Origin of the sequence: Variovorax guangxiensis (genome assembly GCF_003952165.1) — a bacterium.
GTDB classification, from domain to species: domain Bacteria; phylum Pseudomonadota; class Gammaproteobacteria; order Burkholderiales; family Burkholderiaceae_C; genus Variovorax; species Variovorax guangxiensis.
This window is the reverse complement of sequence record NZ_RXFT01000005.1, coordinates 250,557-263,118: the sequence shown is the minus strand read 5'-3', so window position 1 is coordinate 263,118 and position 12,562 is coordinate 250,557. Positions and strand designations below refer to the sequence as shown.

Genomic DNA, 12,562 nt, shown 5'->3' with positions numbered 1-12,562 from the left:
AACGCACCAGATCCTTCGATATTTTCATTTGGCGATCGGGTTCGATTCGCTGATATTGGGCGGATCAGGCCTCTCGCCGCCTTCCCGTCTTTCCCTTCATCTGTCCCCCGGAGCGCTCATGTCCGAAGCCCAAACCTCCCTTCTCGTCGCCACCGAAGTCGCGCAGCTGCTGCAGCGCCTGGGCGTGCCCCGCTCGGCCCACACCGGCGGCGAGCTGACGGTGCGTTCGCCCGTCAGCGGCGAGGTGGTGGCCCAGGTGCCGCAGACCTCGCCGGCCGAGGCCACGGCAATCATCGGCCGCGCGCACGAGGCCTTCAAGGCCTGGCGCAACGTGCCGGCGCCGCGCCGCGGCGAGCTGGTGCGCCTGCTGGGCGAGGAACTGCGCGCCGCCAAGGCCGACCTGGGCCGCCTCGTCACGCTGGAGGCCGGCAAGATTCCGTCCGAAGGCGCAGGCGAGGTGCAGGAGATGATCGACATCTGCGACTTCGCGGTCGGACTCTCGCGCCAGATCTACGGCCTCACGCTGGCCACCGAGCGTGCCGAGCACCGCATGATGGAAACCTGGCATCCGCTGGGCGTGTGCGGCGTGATCTCGGCCTTCAACTTCCCGGTGGCCGTGTGGTCGTGGAACGCGGCGCTGGCGCTGGTGTGCGGCGACCCGGTGGTGTGGAAGCCTTCCGAGAAGACGCCGCTGACCGCGCTGGCCGTGCACGCCATCGCGCAGCGCGCCATCGCACGCTTCGGCGACGCGCCCGAAGGCCTGCTGGGCCTGCTGCTGGGCCAGCGCGACATCGGCGAGCTGCTGGTGGACGACCACCGCGTGCCCGTTCTCTCGGCCACCGGCTCGACCGCCATGGGCCGGCAGGTGGGGCCGAAGCTGGCCGCGCGCTTTGCCCGCGCCATTCTCGAACTCGGCGGCAACAACGCCGCCATCGTTACGCCCTCGGCCGACCTCGACCTCGCGCTGCGCGGCATCGCTTTCGCCGCCATGGGCACGGCCGGCCAGCGCTGCACCACGCTTCGGCGCCTCTTCGTGCACGAGAGTGTGTACGAACAGCTGGTGCCCAAGCTCGCCAAGGTCTACGGCAGCGTGCAGGTGGGCGATCCGCGCGAGGCCGGCACGCTGGTCGGCCCGCTGATCGACCGCGCGGCCTTCGACGGCATGCAGAAGGCGCTCTCCGAAAGCCGCGAGATCGGCGCCACCGTGCACGGCGGCCAGCGCGTGGAGGGCATCGGCACGAGCGACGCCTACTACGTGCGCCCCGCGCTGGTGGAGTTGAAGTCGCACGAGGGCCCGGTGCTGCGCGAGACCTTCGCGCCCATCCTTTATGTGGTGCGCTACAGCTCGCTCGACGAGGCCATCGAGCAGCACAACGCGGTGGGCGCGGGCCTGTCGTCGTCGATCTTCACGCTGAACATGCGCGAGGCCGAGCGCTTCATGTCGAGCTCCGGCTCGGACTGCGGCATCGCCAACGTCAACATCGGCCCGAGCGGCGCCGAGATCGGCGGTGCCTTCGGCGGCGAGAAGGAAACCGGCGGCGGACGCGAAGCCGGCTCCGACAGCTGGAAGGCGTACATGCGCCGCGCCACCAACACCATCAACTACTCCACGGCACTGCCCCTCGCTCAGGGCGTGACCTTCGACATCGGGGACTGAGTCCCTTCCCCCAGGCTTCGCGCACTTCGTGTCGCTACGCCAACCCCCTCACCGGGGGCGACATCGGCGGCCCGGCAAAGCCGGTTCCGCGATGTCCCGCGAAAGGGCCGTGCGAGGTCGGGACGGCCTTCGCCTCCCCGTCAAAAACAACCATCAGGAGACAGAACACATGAACATCGCCTTCAAGACCATTGCCGCGGCCGCGCTGCTGGCGCTTTCGTTCGGCGCCGCCGCCCAGACCGCCGCCGGCGGCACGCTCGACAAGATCAAGTCCAGCGGCAAGGTGGTGCTCGGCGTGCGCGAGGCTTCGCCGCCCATGGCCTACATGCTGGGCGCGGGCGAGAAGTACGTGGGCTATCACGTCGAGCTGTGCGAGCGCGTGCTGAAGGACATCGCGCCGCAGGCCAGGCTCGAATACATGGCCGTGACCGCGCAGAACACCATCCCGCTGGTGCAGAACGGCACGCTGGACATCGGCTGCGGCCCCACCACCAACAACATGGCGCGCCAGCAGCTGGTGGCTTTCGCGCTCACCACCTACGTGAGCGAGGTGCGCATGGCCACCCGGGTCGACTCGGGCATCACCAGCCTCGACCAGCTCGCGGGCCGCAACGTGTCGGCCTCCTCCGGCACCACCGCGGTGCAGCTTCTTCGCAAGCGCGAGCGCGCGCAGAACGTCTCTTACAACACCTTGCTCGGCAAGGACCACCTGGAGAGCTTCCTGCTGATGGAGGCGGGCCGCGCCGATGCCTTCGTGCTCGACGACAACCTGCTGGCCGGGATCATCGCGAACTCGAAGAACCCCTCGGCCTACCGCATCGTGGGCGAGCCGCTGGGCTCGGAGCCGATCGCGCTGCTGTTCCGCAAGGACGACCCGGCCTTCAAGTCGGCGGTGGACGACTCGCTGCGCCGCATGATGAAGAGCGGCGAGCTCGAGAAGATCTACGGCAAGTGGTTCGTCGCGGCCATCCCGCCGAAGAACACCAGCCTGAACCTGCCGATGAGCGCGACGCTGAAGCAGCTCATCGCCGAGCCCAACGACAAGCCGCTGGAGGCCTACGCCAAGTGACCGCAGACACAGTCGCCCCCGTCGTCTTTTCTCCTGCGCAGCGCGTGCGCGCCATCGGCGTCTCGGAGATCCTGCGCATCACCGACCACGCCAACGCGCTCAAGCGCGCGGGCCGTCCGGTGATCGTGCTGGGCGCGGGCGAGCCCGACTTCGACACGCCGCAGAACGTGCGCGACGCTGCCGTGCGCGCCATCGGCCGGGGCGACACGCGCTACACGGTGCTCGACGGCAGCCCGGCGATGAAGGCGGCGGTGCAGCTGAAATTCAGGCGCGACAACGCGCTCGACTTCGCGCTCGACGAGATCAGCGTGAGCGCGGGCGCCAAGCAGGTGATCTTCAACGCGCTGATGGCCAGCCTGGACCCGGGCGACGAGGTGATCCTGCCCGCGCCGTACTGGACCTCGTACGCCGACATCGTGCAGATCTGCGGCGGCGTGCCCGTGCCGGTGGCCTGTACCGAAGCGAACGGCTTCAGGCTCGACGCGGCGCAGCTGGAGGCGGCCATCACGCCGCGCACGCGCTGGCTCTTCCTGAACTCGCCCTCGAACCCGAGCGGCGCGGCCTACAGCGCTGCGCAGCTCAGGCCGCTGTGCGAGGTGCTGCTGCGCCATCCGCAGGTCTGGGTGCTGGCGGACGACATCTACGAGCACATCCTCTACGACGGTCTGGCCTTCGCCACGCCGGTGGCGGTGGAGCCGCGCCTGCGCGAGCGCACGCTGACGGTGAACGGCGTGTCCAAGGCCTATGCGATGACCGGCTGGCGCGTGGGCTACGGCGCGGGGCCGCGCGCGCTGATTGCAGCGATGGCGGTGGTGCAGAGCCAGACCACCTCCTGCCCCTCGTCCATCAGCCAGGCGGCCGCCATCGAGGCGCTGACCGGGCCGCAGGACATCGTGGCCGAGCGCTGCGCCGACTTCCAGGCGCGGCGCGACTTCGTGGTCGCCGCGCTGAACCGCGCGCCAGGCCTGCACTGCCGCGTGCCCGAAGGCGCGTTCTACACATTCGCGAGCTGCGCCGGCGTGCTCGGCAGGCGCACGCGCGGCGGCACTCTGCTGCACAGCGACAGCGACTTCTGCCGCTACCTGCTGCAGGACTTCGAGGTGGCGGTGGTGCCGGGCAGCGTGTTCGGGCTGGCGCCGTATTTCCGCATCTCGTACGCGACCTCGATGGCGCAGCTGGAAGAGGCATGCAAGCGCATCCAGGCAGCGTGCGAGGCGCTCGAATGACCCCGCATTGCTCCCTCCCCCGCTGGGGGAGGGCTGGGGTGGGGGCAGGCGGCGCATCCATTGCCGTCGGCTCGTCCATCGCCGCTTGCCCCCATCCCAACCTTCCCCCAGAGGGGGAAGGAGCGATACCGAACACCTTCAGCCCTTTGGATACAGCATGACTTCCACACCCCGCACAGGCGGCCAGATCCTGGTCGACCAGCTCGTCACCCACGGCGTCGAGCAGCTCTTCTGCGTGCCCGGCGAGAGCTTTCTCGCCGTGCTCGACGCGCTGCACGACGCCTCCATCGAAGTGACCGTGTGCCGGCAGGAAGGCGGCGCGACGATGATGGCCGAGGCCCAGGGCAAGCTCACCGGCAGGCCGGGCGTGTGCTTCGTGACGCGCGGGCCGGGCGCCACCAATGCATCGGCGGGCGTGCACATCGCGCACCAGGACTCGACGCCGCTGCTGCTCTTCGTCGGCCAGGTCGCGCGCGACGCGATGGGCCGCGAGGCCTTCCAGGAGCTGGACTACGGCGCGGTGTTCGGCACCATGGCCAAGTGGGTGGTGCAGATCGACGACCCGGCGCGCGTGCCCGAGCTGGTGTCGCGCGCCTTTCATGTCGCGACTTCGGGCCGGCCCGGCCCGGTGGTGATCGCGCTGCCGGAAGACATGCTGACCGAGGCCGCGACGGTGGCCGACGCACAGCCTTATGCCGTCACCGAAACCCATCCAGGCGCCGCGCAGCTCGCCGAACTGCAGCAGCGCCTGTTGCAGGCGCAGCGGCCGGTGGCCATCGTGGGCGGCAGCCGCTGGTCGGAGAAGGCAGCGGGCCAGTTCGCGGACTTCGCGGCTGCGTTCTCGCTGCCCGTGTACTGCTCGTTCCGCCGCCAGATGCTGATGTCGGCCGAGCATCCCTGCTACGCGGGCGACCTCGGGCTGGGCGTCAATCCGAAGATGCTGGAGCGCATCCGCAATGCCGACCTGATCCTGCTGGCCGGCGGGCGCCTGTCGGAGGTGCCGTCGCAGGGCTACGAGCTGTTGTCCATCCCGCAGCCGAAGCAGGCGCTGGTGCACGTGCATGCCGACGCCGACGAGCTGGGCAAGCTGTATCGCCCGGCGCTGGGCATCCATGCCACGCCGCAGGCATTCGCCGAAGCCGTTTCCACGCTGCGCCCCGCGCAGGTTCCGGCCTGGGTGGCGGAAACGAAGACCGCGCGCGAAGACTTCCTGCGCTGGAGCGACCCGTCGCCGATCCGCATTCCGGGCGCGCTGCAGATGGGCGAGGTCATGCAGCACCTGCGCGAGGTGCTGCCGGCCGACACCATCTTCTGCAACGGCGCGGGCAACTTCGCCACCTGGGTGCACCGCTTCTGGCCGTTCCGCGCGTACGCGAGCCAGCTCGCGCCCACCAGCGGGTCGATGGGCTACGGCCTGCCGGCCGGCGTCGGCGCCAAGCGCCTGTGGCCGCAGCGCGAGGTGGTGGTGTTCGCGGGCGACGGCGACTTCATGATGCACGGCCAGGAATTCGCCACCGCCGTGCAGTACGGGCTGCCGATCATCGTGGTGCTGCTGGACAACGCCATGTACGGCACCATCCGCATGCACCAGGAAAAGCACTACCCCGGCCGCATCAGCGCCACGCAGCTGAAGAACCCGGACTTCCGTGGTTACGCGGAGGTGTTCGGCGGGCACGGCGAGCGCGTCGAGAGCACCGAAGAGTTCGGCCCCGCGCTGGCCCGTGCGCGCGCCAGCGGCAAGCCGGCGATCCTGCACTGCCTGCTGGACCCGGAGGCCATCACGCCGGGCAGCACGCTGCAGTCGATTCGCAGGGCTGCGCTGGAGGGCTGAGCAAGCCTCAGCGCAGGCCGCCTACGTACCGGGGTGGGGGCGTGGGCGGCTGGCCGTCGGGCTGGCGCGCCGCCAGGCGCGCGGCGCGTGCCAGCGGCTCCATCGCCTGCTCCAGGCGGGTGGCGAGCAGGTAGAGCTCCTCGTCCTTGGTGTCGGCGGCGTGCGCGCGCGTCATGCGCACGATCTCGGCGGCGTACTCGGCATTGGTCGCCATCCATTCGGTGTCGGTCACGCGGCCGTGCTTTCGCCGCAGCGCCACGTGGAGGCGGGCGGCGAGGGCGATGCGTTCGCTTTCGGACATGGATGGGGACATGGCTTGTTTCCTCCGGCGGTGGGTCAACTGCTCCCGAGATGTTCCCTGTGCTGTGCAAGATCGAGGCCCAGCTGCTCGCTGTCGGCATCGACGCGCAGGCCGACGATGACGTGCACCAGGAACAGCACCACCGCCGTGCCCGCCGCACTGAAGATGGCCACGCTGCCGACCGCGATCGCCTGCGTCAGCACGTCGCCGGTGGCGCCCGAGATGCGTGCGTCGGCGAACACGCCCGTCAGCAGCGCACCCACGATGCCGCCGATCCCGTGCACGCCGAACACGTCGAGCGAGTCGTCCGCCCCCAGCAGGTGCTTCAGGCCGGTGGCGCCCCAATAGCAGGCCAGCCCCGCGATGGCGCCGATGGCCAGCGCGGCCGGCGGCGTGACGAAGCCGGCCGCCGGCGTGATGGCCACCAGCCCGGCCACGAGGCCCGAGCACAGGCCCAGCAGCGAGGGGCTGCGCCGCACGATCCATTCGCCGAGCATCCAGCTCATGGCGCCGGCGGCCGCCGCGATGTGCGTGACCAGCATCGCCAGCCCCGCGCGGCCGTCGGCCGCCACCGCCGAGCCGGCATTGAAGCCGAACCAGCCCACCCACAGCAGGCCGGCGCCGGTCATGGTGAAAGCCAGGTTGTAGGGCTCGAAGGCCTCGCGGCCGTAGCCCTTGCGCGAGCCGAGGGCGTAGGCGCACACGAGCCCCGCGATGCCGGCGTTGACGTGCACCACCGAGCCGCCCGCGAAGTCGAGCGCGCCCATCTGCGCGAGCCAGCCGCCCGGCTCCCAAACCCAGTGCGCGATGGGCGCATACACCAGCACGCTCCACAGCAGCGCGAACCAAAGGATCGCCGAGAAGCGCATGCGCTCGACGAAGGCGCCGAGCACCAGCGCGGTGGTGATGATCGCGAAGGTGAGCTGGAACATCGCGTAGACCGTCTCGGGCACGTTGGGTGCCACGTGGCTCACGGCGAGCTGGCCGGCCTCCTTCAGATAGTCGAAGCCCGAGAACCAGAGGCGGCCGGTGCCACCGAGCCAGGGCCAGCCCTCGGTGAAGGCCAGCGAGTAGCCCACCGCGAACCAGGTCAGCGAGACCGTCGAGGCGATCGCCACCACCGCGGCCATGGTGGCCAGCACGTTCTTGCGGCGCACCATGCCCGCGTAGAAGAGAGCGATGCCGGGCAGCGTCATCAGCAGCACCAGCGCGGTCGAGGTCATCATCCATGCGGTGTCTGCCGCGTTGATGGAGGCTTGCGGTGCCAGGGCCATGGTCGCTTTCTTCTTCATGTGGTGGACTCAGGCGCCCAGTGCACAAGTCGTGCCACGTCGTTAACTATCAGAAACACTTTGGTTTGCAAATCGGGCTTCCCGCGTAAGGCAAAGCGGGTAATTCCCTATGCACTGAGGCGGTGCGTGCCCCTAAAGTCTGCGCACTCGCGAACGGGCCCTGCTCGTGTGCCGAGGGTCCGAGGAGACAATCCCCCCTAGCAACAATAAAAATTCTTCAAAGGCTCCGTACGAGATGCCTGTTCGACTTTGGAAGGCGCCGCTGGTCGGCGCCTTTTTTATTTCCGCGAAGGCTTGAGGCTCGGGCCTTTTCAGCTACTTTTTCGATAGCGCCTGGGTGAGACAATCCAGCCCCTATGGAAATGCTGGTGGTGACAGGCGCCTCTGCGCTCGCGGGTTTTGTCGATTCGATCGTTGGCGGAGGCGGGCTGATCCTGGTGCCCGCACTGTTCGCCGTTTTTCCGGGCGCACCGCCCGCGACCCTGCTGGGCACCAACAAGAGCGCGTCCATCTGGGGCACGGCCGCCGCCGCGGCCCAGTTCAGCCAGCGGGTGCAGATGCGCTGGGGCGCGCTGTGGCCGGCCGCGCTGCTCGGCTTTGCCGGCTCGATGCTGGGCGCCTGGGGCGTCACCATGTTTCCGGGCGACTTCCTGCGCAAGGCGCTGCCGCTCATCCTGCTGGGCGTGCTGCTGTACACGCTGGCGCGCAAGGACATGGGCCGCATGCACGCGCCGCGCTTCTCGGGCAGGGCGGAGACGCTGGCGGCCTCCACCATCGGCCTGTCGATCGGGCTGTACGACGGCTTCTTCGGGCCGGGTGCGGGCAGCTTCCTGGTGTTTCTCTTCGTGCGCTGGATGGGCTACGACTTCCTCAACGCCTCGGCTTCGGCCAAGATCATCAACACGCTGACCAACGCCGCCGCGCTGATCCTGCTGGCGGCCAAGGGCCACGTCTGGTGGCACTACGGGCTGGTGATGGCTGTGGCCAACGTGGCCGGCAGCGTGCTGGGCACGCGGGTTGCACTGAAGCACGGCGCGGGCTTCGTGCGGGTGGTGTTCATCGTGGTGGTGAGCGCGCTGATACTGAAGACCGCCTACGACGCATTCCTGAAATAGCGCAACACGAAAGTCGCCCGATGTCCTCTCCCCAAGATCCCGTCGAGCGGCCCGTTCCCGTCAGCTTCTGGCAGGCCTTCGGCTACTGGCTCAAGCTGGGCTTCATCAGCTTCGGCGGGCCGGCCGGGCAGATCGCGCTGATGCACCAGGAGCTGGTGGAGCGCAGGCGCTGGATCTCGGAGAAGCGATTCCTCCACGCCCTCAACTACTGCATGCTGCTGCCCGGCCCCGAGGCCCAGCAACTCGCCACCTACATCGGCTGGCTCATGCACCGCACCTGGGGCGGCATCGCGGCGGGGGCGCTGTTCGTGCTGCCCTCGCTCTTCATCCTGATCGCGCTGTCGTGGGTCTACATGACCTACGGGCAGGTGCCGGCGGTGGCGGGGCTGCTGTACGGCGTGAAGCCTGCCGTGACGGCCATCGTGCTGTTCGCGGCCTGGCGCATCGGCTCGCGGGTGCTGAAGAACGCATGGCTCTGGGCGATCGCGGCGGCGGCCTTCGCGGCGATCTTCGCGCTGAGCGTGCCCTTTCCGCTGATCGTGCTGGCGGCCGCAGCCATCGGCTATTTCGGCAGCCGGGTGGCGCCGGAGCGCTTCGCGCCCGGCGGCGGGCATGGCGCGGCAGCGGCTTCCGCCGGCCCGGCGCTGATCGACGACGACACGCCGACACCCGCTCACGCGCGCTTCGGCTGGGGCCGCTTCTGGCGCGTGCTGGGCGTGTTCCTCGCGCTGTGGCTGGGCGCCATCGGCGCGCTCACTGCGCTCTACGGCTGGCACGGCACGCTCACGCAGATGGGATGGTTCTTCACCAAGGCCGCGCTGCTGACTTTCGGCGGTGCCTACGCGGTGCTGCCCTACGTGTTTCAGGGCGCGGTCGACCACTACGGCTGGCTGGGCGCCACGCAGATGATCGACGGCCTCGCGCTGGGCGAGACCACGCCGGGGCCGCTGATCATGGTGGTGTCCTTCGTGGGCTTCGTCGGCGGCTGGAACCAGGCGTTGTTCGGCGCCCACTCGCTCTTCGCGGCGGGCGCGGTGGCGGCGACGGTGGTGTGCTTCTTCACCTTCCTGCCGTCGTTCCTCTTCATCCTGCTGGGCGGTCCCTTCATCGAGTCGACGCACGGCAACCTGAAGCTCACCGCGCCGCTCACGGCCATCACGGCGGCGGTGGTGGGCGTGATCGTCAACCTGGCGGTGTTCTTCGCCTGGCACGTGCTGTGGCCCAAGGGCGCCAGCGGTGGATTCGACGCGGCATCGGCGGCGATCGGGCTGGTCGCCGCCGTGGCGCTGTTCCGCTTCAAGGCCGGTGTGATCCCGGTGGTGCTCGCCTCGGCCCTGCTGGGGCTCGCGTGGCAGCTGTTGCTGCTGCCTTTGCTCGTGCGCTGAGGCTCAATCCTCTACAAACGCCTCTTCGCGCTTGGCCTTGATGGCCGGGAGAAGCACGATGCCCAGCAGCAGGACAGCAGCGATCAGGAGCCCCGCCGACAGCGGCCGCGTGACGAACACGCTCCACGCCCCGCGCGACAGCAGCAGCGCCCGGCGCAGGTTCTCTTCCATCATCGGCCCGAGGATGAAGCCCAGCAGCAGCGGCGCGGGCTCGGTGCGCAGCTTGATGAAGAGGTAGCCGATGAAGCCGAAGGCCGCCACCATCCACACGTCGAAGGTGTTGTTGTTGGTCGAGTACACCCCGATCGCGCAGAACAGCACGATGGCCGGGAACAGGAACTTGTAGGGCACCGTCAGCAGCTTGATCCACATGCCGATCAGCGGCAGGTTCAGGATGATCAGCATCGCGTTGCCGATCCACATGGAGGCGATCAGGCCCCAGAAGAGCTCCGGGTTGCTGGTCATCACCTGCGGACCGGGCTGGATGTTGTGGATGGTCATCGCGCCCACCATCAGCGCCATCACCGCGTTGGGCGGAATGCCAAGCGTCAGCAGCGGGATGAAGGAGGTCTGCGCGCCGGCGTTATTGGCCGACTCCGGCGATGCGACGCCGCGGATGTTGCCCTTGCCGAAGGCCACTTCGCCGGGGCGCATGCGGATCTTCTTCTCCAGCGCGTAGGAGGCGAAGGAGGCCAGCAGCGCGCCGCCGCCCGGCAGGATGCCCAGGGCCGAGCCGAGGGCCGTGCCGCGCAGCACCGCGGGCAGCATGCGCTTGAAGTCGTCCTTGGTGGGCCACAGGCCCTTGACCTTGTGCGTGAACACCTCGCGCTCGTCGTCGGGCTGCGAGAGGTTGCCGATGATCTCGCCGTAGCCGAACACGCCCATGGCGATGACCACGAAGCCGATGCCGTCGGTGAGCTCCGGAATGTCGAAGCTGTAGCGCGCCACGCCCGAGTTGACGTCGGTGCCCACGATGCCCAGCAGCAGGCCCAGCACGATCATCGCCACCGCCTTCAGCAGCGAGCCCGAAGCCAGCACCACCGCGCCGATCAGGCCCAGCACCATCAGCGAGAAGTACTCGGCCGGACCGAACTTGAAGGCCAGTTCGGTCAGAGGCGGCGCGAAGGCGGCCAGGATCAGCGTGCCCACGCAGCCCGCGAAGAACGAGCCCAGGCCGGCGGCGGCGAGTGCCGGGCCCGCGCGGCCCTGCCTGGCCATCTGGTAGCCGTCGATGCAGGTGACCACCGACGAGGACTCGCCCGGCAGGTTCACCAGGATGGCCGTGGTGGAGCCCCCGTACTGGGCGCCGTAGTAGATGCCGGCCAGCATGATCAGCGCCGACACGGGCGGCAGCGCATAGGTGGCCGGCAGCAGCATCGCGATGGTCGCGACGGGGCCGATGCCCGGGAGCACGCCGATCAGCGTGCCCAGGATGCAGCCGATCAGGCAGTACAGCAGGTTGGTGAAAGTGAACGCGACGCCGAAGCCGGTCGCGAGGTTGTTGAAGAGTTCCATGGCGGTGTGCTCCTCAACCTGCGATGAAGGTGGGCCAGACCTGGATCTGCAGCTTCAGCGCCCAGATGAACGCCACGTAGCTGCCGGCCGCCAGGATGGTCGCGAGGATCAGCACGTCGCGCAGCCTGAAGTGCTCGCCCGCCATGCTGGAGATGATGGTGAGCGCGTAGATCGCGATGATCATGCCCATGGCCGGCAGCCCGATGCTGGGCAGCCCGCCCAGCAGCACGCCGAAGGCGAGGTTGGCGCCGAGCACGAAGGCCAGAGGCTTCCAGGCCCACTTGCCGATCGGGTCGCCGTCGGTGGTCTCGACCACCATCGCCTGGAACATGATGATCGCGCCCAGCACCGCCAGCAGGATCCCCAGCATGAGCGGGAAGTAGCCCGGCCCCATGCGCGCGCCGTCGCCGATGGTGTAGGTGGTCGCGCCGATGGCGAAGGCGCCTCCCACGGTGGTGAACATGACTCCCGAAAAGAAGTCCGCCTGGCTCTTTATCCGCATGTCTCGCTCCTCTTGTATTGGGGAAACGAGGGTCGATCTGCGCGCCTGACCGTTGGCTGACCGGTGCGGTACGAACAAATGCGTACCGCAGGGCAAGGGTTCTCCCCGGGGCCGGTGTGTCCCGGAAACGAAAAAAGCTCCCGAAGGAGCTTTTTCATTCAGAGGCCCGAGGGCCCTGGAGGGGGTTCGACTCAGTAGCCGCCGCGGCCGCCGCCGCCGTAGCCACCACCGCCGCCACCGTAGCCGCCGCCACCGCTGCGGTCGCCACCGTAGCCACCGCGGTCGCCGCCGTAACCACCGCCACCGCTGCGGCCGCCGCCACCGTAGCCGCCACCACCACCACCACCGCCGTAGCCGCCGCCACCGCTGCGGGGGGGACGGGCTTCCATCGGACGGGCTTCGTTCACCGTCAGGGCGCGGCCCTGCAGGGGCTGGCCGTTCATGGCTTCGATGGCTGCGAGCGCTTCGGCATCCGTGCCCATTTCGACGAAGCCGAAGCCCTTCGAACGGCCGGTGTCACGTTCCATCATGACCTTGGCACTGACGATCGAGCCGAATTCGCCGAAGGCTTGTTCGAGATCGTTGTCGCGGATCGAGTAGGCGAGGTTGCCCACGTAAAGTTTCTTGCCCATTGAGGGACTCCTGATTCAAACCAACAAAAAAACAAAA

The 12,562-nt window shown here is 68.8% G+C and carries 11 protein-coding genes; 6 read left to right on the top strand and 5 right to left on the bottom strand.

Annotated features, from left to right (window positions below):
* The first annotated feature begins 118 nt into the window (after positions 1 to 118).
* The 4 genes from amaB to EJP67_RS14230 all read left to right on the top strand — a co-directional run bounded on the left by amaB (position 119) and on the right by EJP67_RS14230 (position 5,783).
* Positions 119 to 1,657, top strand: a complete 1,539-nt coding sequence (gene amaB, locus EJP67_RS14245) for an L-piperidine-6-carboxylate dehydrogenase (protein ID WP_126022364.1) — start codon at positions 119 to 121, stop codon at positions 1,655 to 1,657.
* Positions 1,658 to 1,826: 169 nt separating this feature from the next.
* The gene (locus EJP67_RS14240; RefSeq protein ID WP_126022363.1) at positions 1,827 to 2,726 is read left to right on the top strand and encodes an amino acid ABC transporter substrate-binding protein; all 900 of its coding nucleotides are present in this window, start codon (positions 1,827 to 1,829) and stop codon (positions 2,724 to 2,726) included.
* The gene (locus EJP67_RS14235) at positions 2,723 to 3,952 is read left to right on the top strand and encodes a pyridoxal phosphate-dependent aminotransferase (protein ID WP_126022362.1); all 1,230 of its coding nucleotides are present in this window, start codon (positions 2,723 to 2,725) and stop codon (positions 3,950 to 3,952) included. The genes EJP67_RS14240 and EJP67_RS14235 overlap by 4 nt, the downstream gene beginning before the upstream one ends.
* 157 nt (positions 3,953 to 4,109) lie before the next feature.
* On the top strand, positions 4,110 to 5,783 hold the full coding sequence (locus tag EJP67_RS14230) for a thiamine pyrophosphate-binding protein (protein WP_126022361.1): 1,674 nt from the start codon (positions 4,110 to 4,112) through the stop codon (positions 5,781 to 5,783).
* Between the two features lie 7 nt (positions 5,784 to 5,790).
* Here EJP67_RS14230 and EJP67_RS14225 read toward each other — a convergent pair whose 3' ends face one another.
* Together EJP67_RS14225 and EJP67_RS14220 are read right to left on the bottom strand one after the other, a co-directional pair.
* Positions 5,791 to 6,096 (bottom strand): hypothetical protein, encoded by a 306-nt coding sequence (locus EJP67_RS14225; RefSeq protein ID WP_019655447.1) that lies wholly within the window; start codon positions 6,094 to 6,096, stop codon positions 5,791 to 5,793.
* Between the two features lie 23 nt (positions 6,097 to 6,119).
* Positions 6,120 to 7,376: an ammonium transporter gene (locus EJP67_RS14220; RefSeq protein WP_126022360.1), complete on the bottom strand. Its 1,257-nt coding sequence runs from the start codon at positions 7,374 to 7,376 to the stop codon at positions 6,120 to 6,122.
* A gap of 356 nt (positions 7,377 to 7,732) precedes the next feature.
* On the opposite strand from EJP67_RS14220, the gene EJP67_RS14215 reads away from it, so the two are divergent.
* Positions 7,733 to 8,491, top strand: coding sequence for a sulfite exporter TauE/SafE family protein (locus tag EJP67_RS14215; RefSeq protein ID WP_126022359.1), 759 nt, complete (start codon positions 7,733 to 7,735; stop codon positions 8,489 to 8,491).
* A 20-nt stretch (positions 8,492 to 8,511) separates the two neighbouring features.
* Positions 8,512 to 9,876: a chromate efflux transporter gene (chrA, locus tag EJP67_RS14210; RefSeq protein ID WP_126022358.1), complete on the top strand. Its 1,365-nt coding sequence runs from the start codon at positions 8,512 to 8,514 to the stop codon at positions 9,874 to 9,876.
* A 3-nt stretch (positions 9,877 to 9,879) separates the two neighbouring features.
* Here the strand turns inward: chrA and EJP67_RS14205 are convergent, their stop codons facing one another.
* From EJP67_RS14205 to EJP67_RS14195, 3 genes are all read right to left on the bottom strand, one after another.
* Positions 9,880 to 11,391 carry a tripartite tricarboxylate transporter permease gene (locus EJP67_RS14205; RefSeq protein WP_126022357.1) on the bottom strand — a complete coding sequence of 504 codons (1,512 nt, stop codon included), beginning with the start codon at positions 11,389 to 11,391 and terminating at the stop codon, positions 9,880 to 9,882.
* 13 nt (positions 11,392 to 11,404) lie between these two features.
* Positions 11,405 to 11,893, bottom strand: coding sequence for a tripartite tricarboxylate transporter TctB family protein (locus tag EJP67_RS14200; protein ID WP_126022356.1), 489 nt, complete (start codon positions 11,891 to 11,893; stop codon positions 11,405 to 11,407).
* Positions 11,894 to 12,084: 191 nt separating this feature from the next.
* The gene (locus EJP67_RS14195; protein ID WP_126022355.1) at positions 12,085 to 12,525 is read right to left on the bottom strand and encodes an RNA recognition motif domain-containing protein; all 441 of its coding nucleotides are present in this window, start codon (positions 12,523 to 12,525) and stop codon (positions 12,085 to 12,087) included.
* Positions 12,526 to 12,562: the final 37 nt, after the last annotated feature.

Coding starts and splice junctions, on each gene's coding strand:
- amaB (WP_126022364.1), top strand. CDS start 119: ATGTCCGAAGCCCAAACCTCCCTTCTCGTCGCCACCGAAGTCGCGCAG.
- EJP67_RS14240 (WP_126022363.1), top strand. CDS start 1,827: ATGAACATCGCCTTCAAGACCATTGCCGCGGCCGCGCTGCTGGCGCTT.
- EJP67_RS14230 (WP_126022361.1), top strand. CDS start 4,110: ATGACTTCCACACCCCGCACAGGCGGCCAGATCCTGGTCGACCAGCTC.
- EJP67_RS14225 (WP_019655447.1), bottom strand. CDS start 6,096: ATGTCCCCATCCATGTCCGAAAGCGAACGCATCGCCCTCGCCGCCCGC.
- EJP67_RS14220 (WP_126022360.1), bottom strand. CDS start 7,376: ATGAAGAAGAAAGCGACCATGGCCCTGGCACCGCAAGCCTCCATCAAC.
- EJP67_RS14215 (WP_126022359.1), top strand. CDS start 7,733: ATGGAAATGCTGGTGGTGACAGGCGCCTCTGCGCTCGCGGGTTTTGTC.
- chrA (WP_126022358.1), top strand. CDS start 8,512: ATGTCCTCTCCCCAAGATCCCGTCGAGCGGCCCGTTCCCGTCAGCTTC.
- EJP67_RS14205 (WP_126022357.1), bottom strand. CDS start 11,391: ATGGAACTCTTCAACAACCTCGCGACCGGCTTCGGCGTCGCGTTCACT.
- EJP67_RS14200 (WP_126022356.1), bottom strand. CDS start 11,893: ATGCGGATAAAGAGCCAGGCGGACTTCTTTTCGGGAGTCATGTTCACC.
- EJP67_RS14195 (WP_126022355.1), bottom strand. CDS start 12,525: ATGGGCAAGAAACTTTACGTGGGCAACCTCGCCTACTCGATCCGCGAC.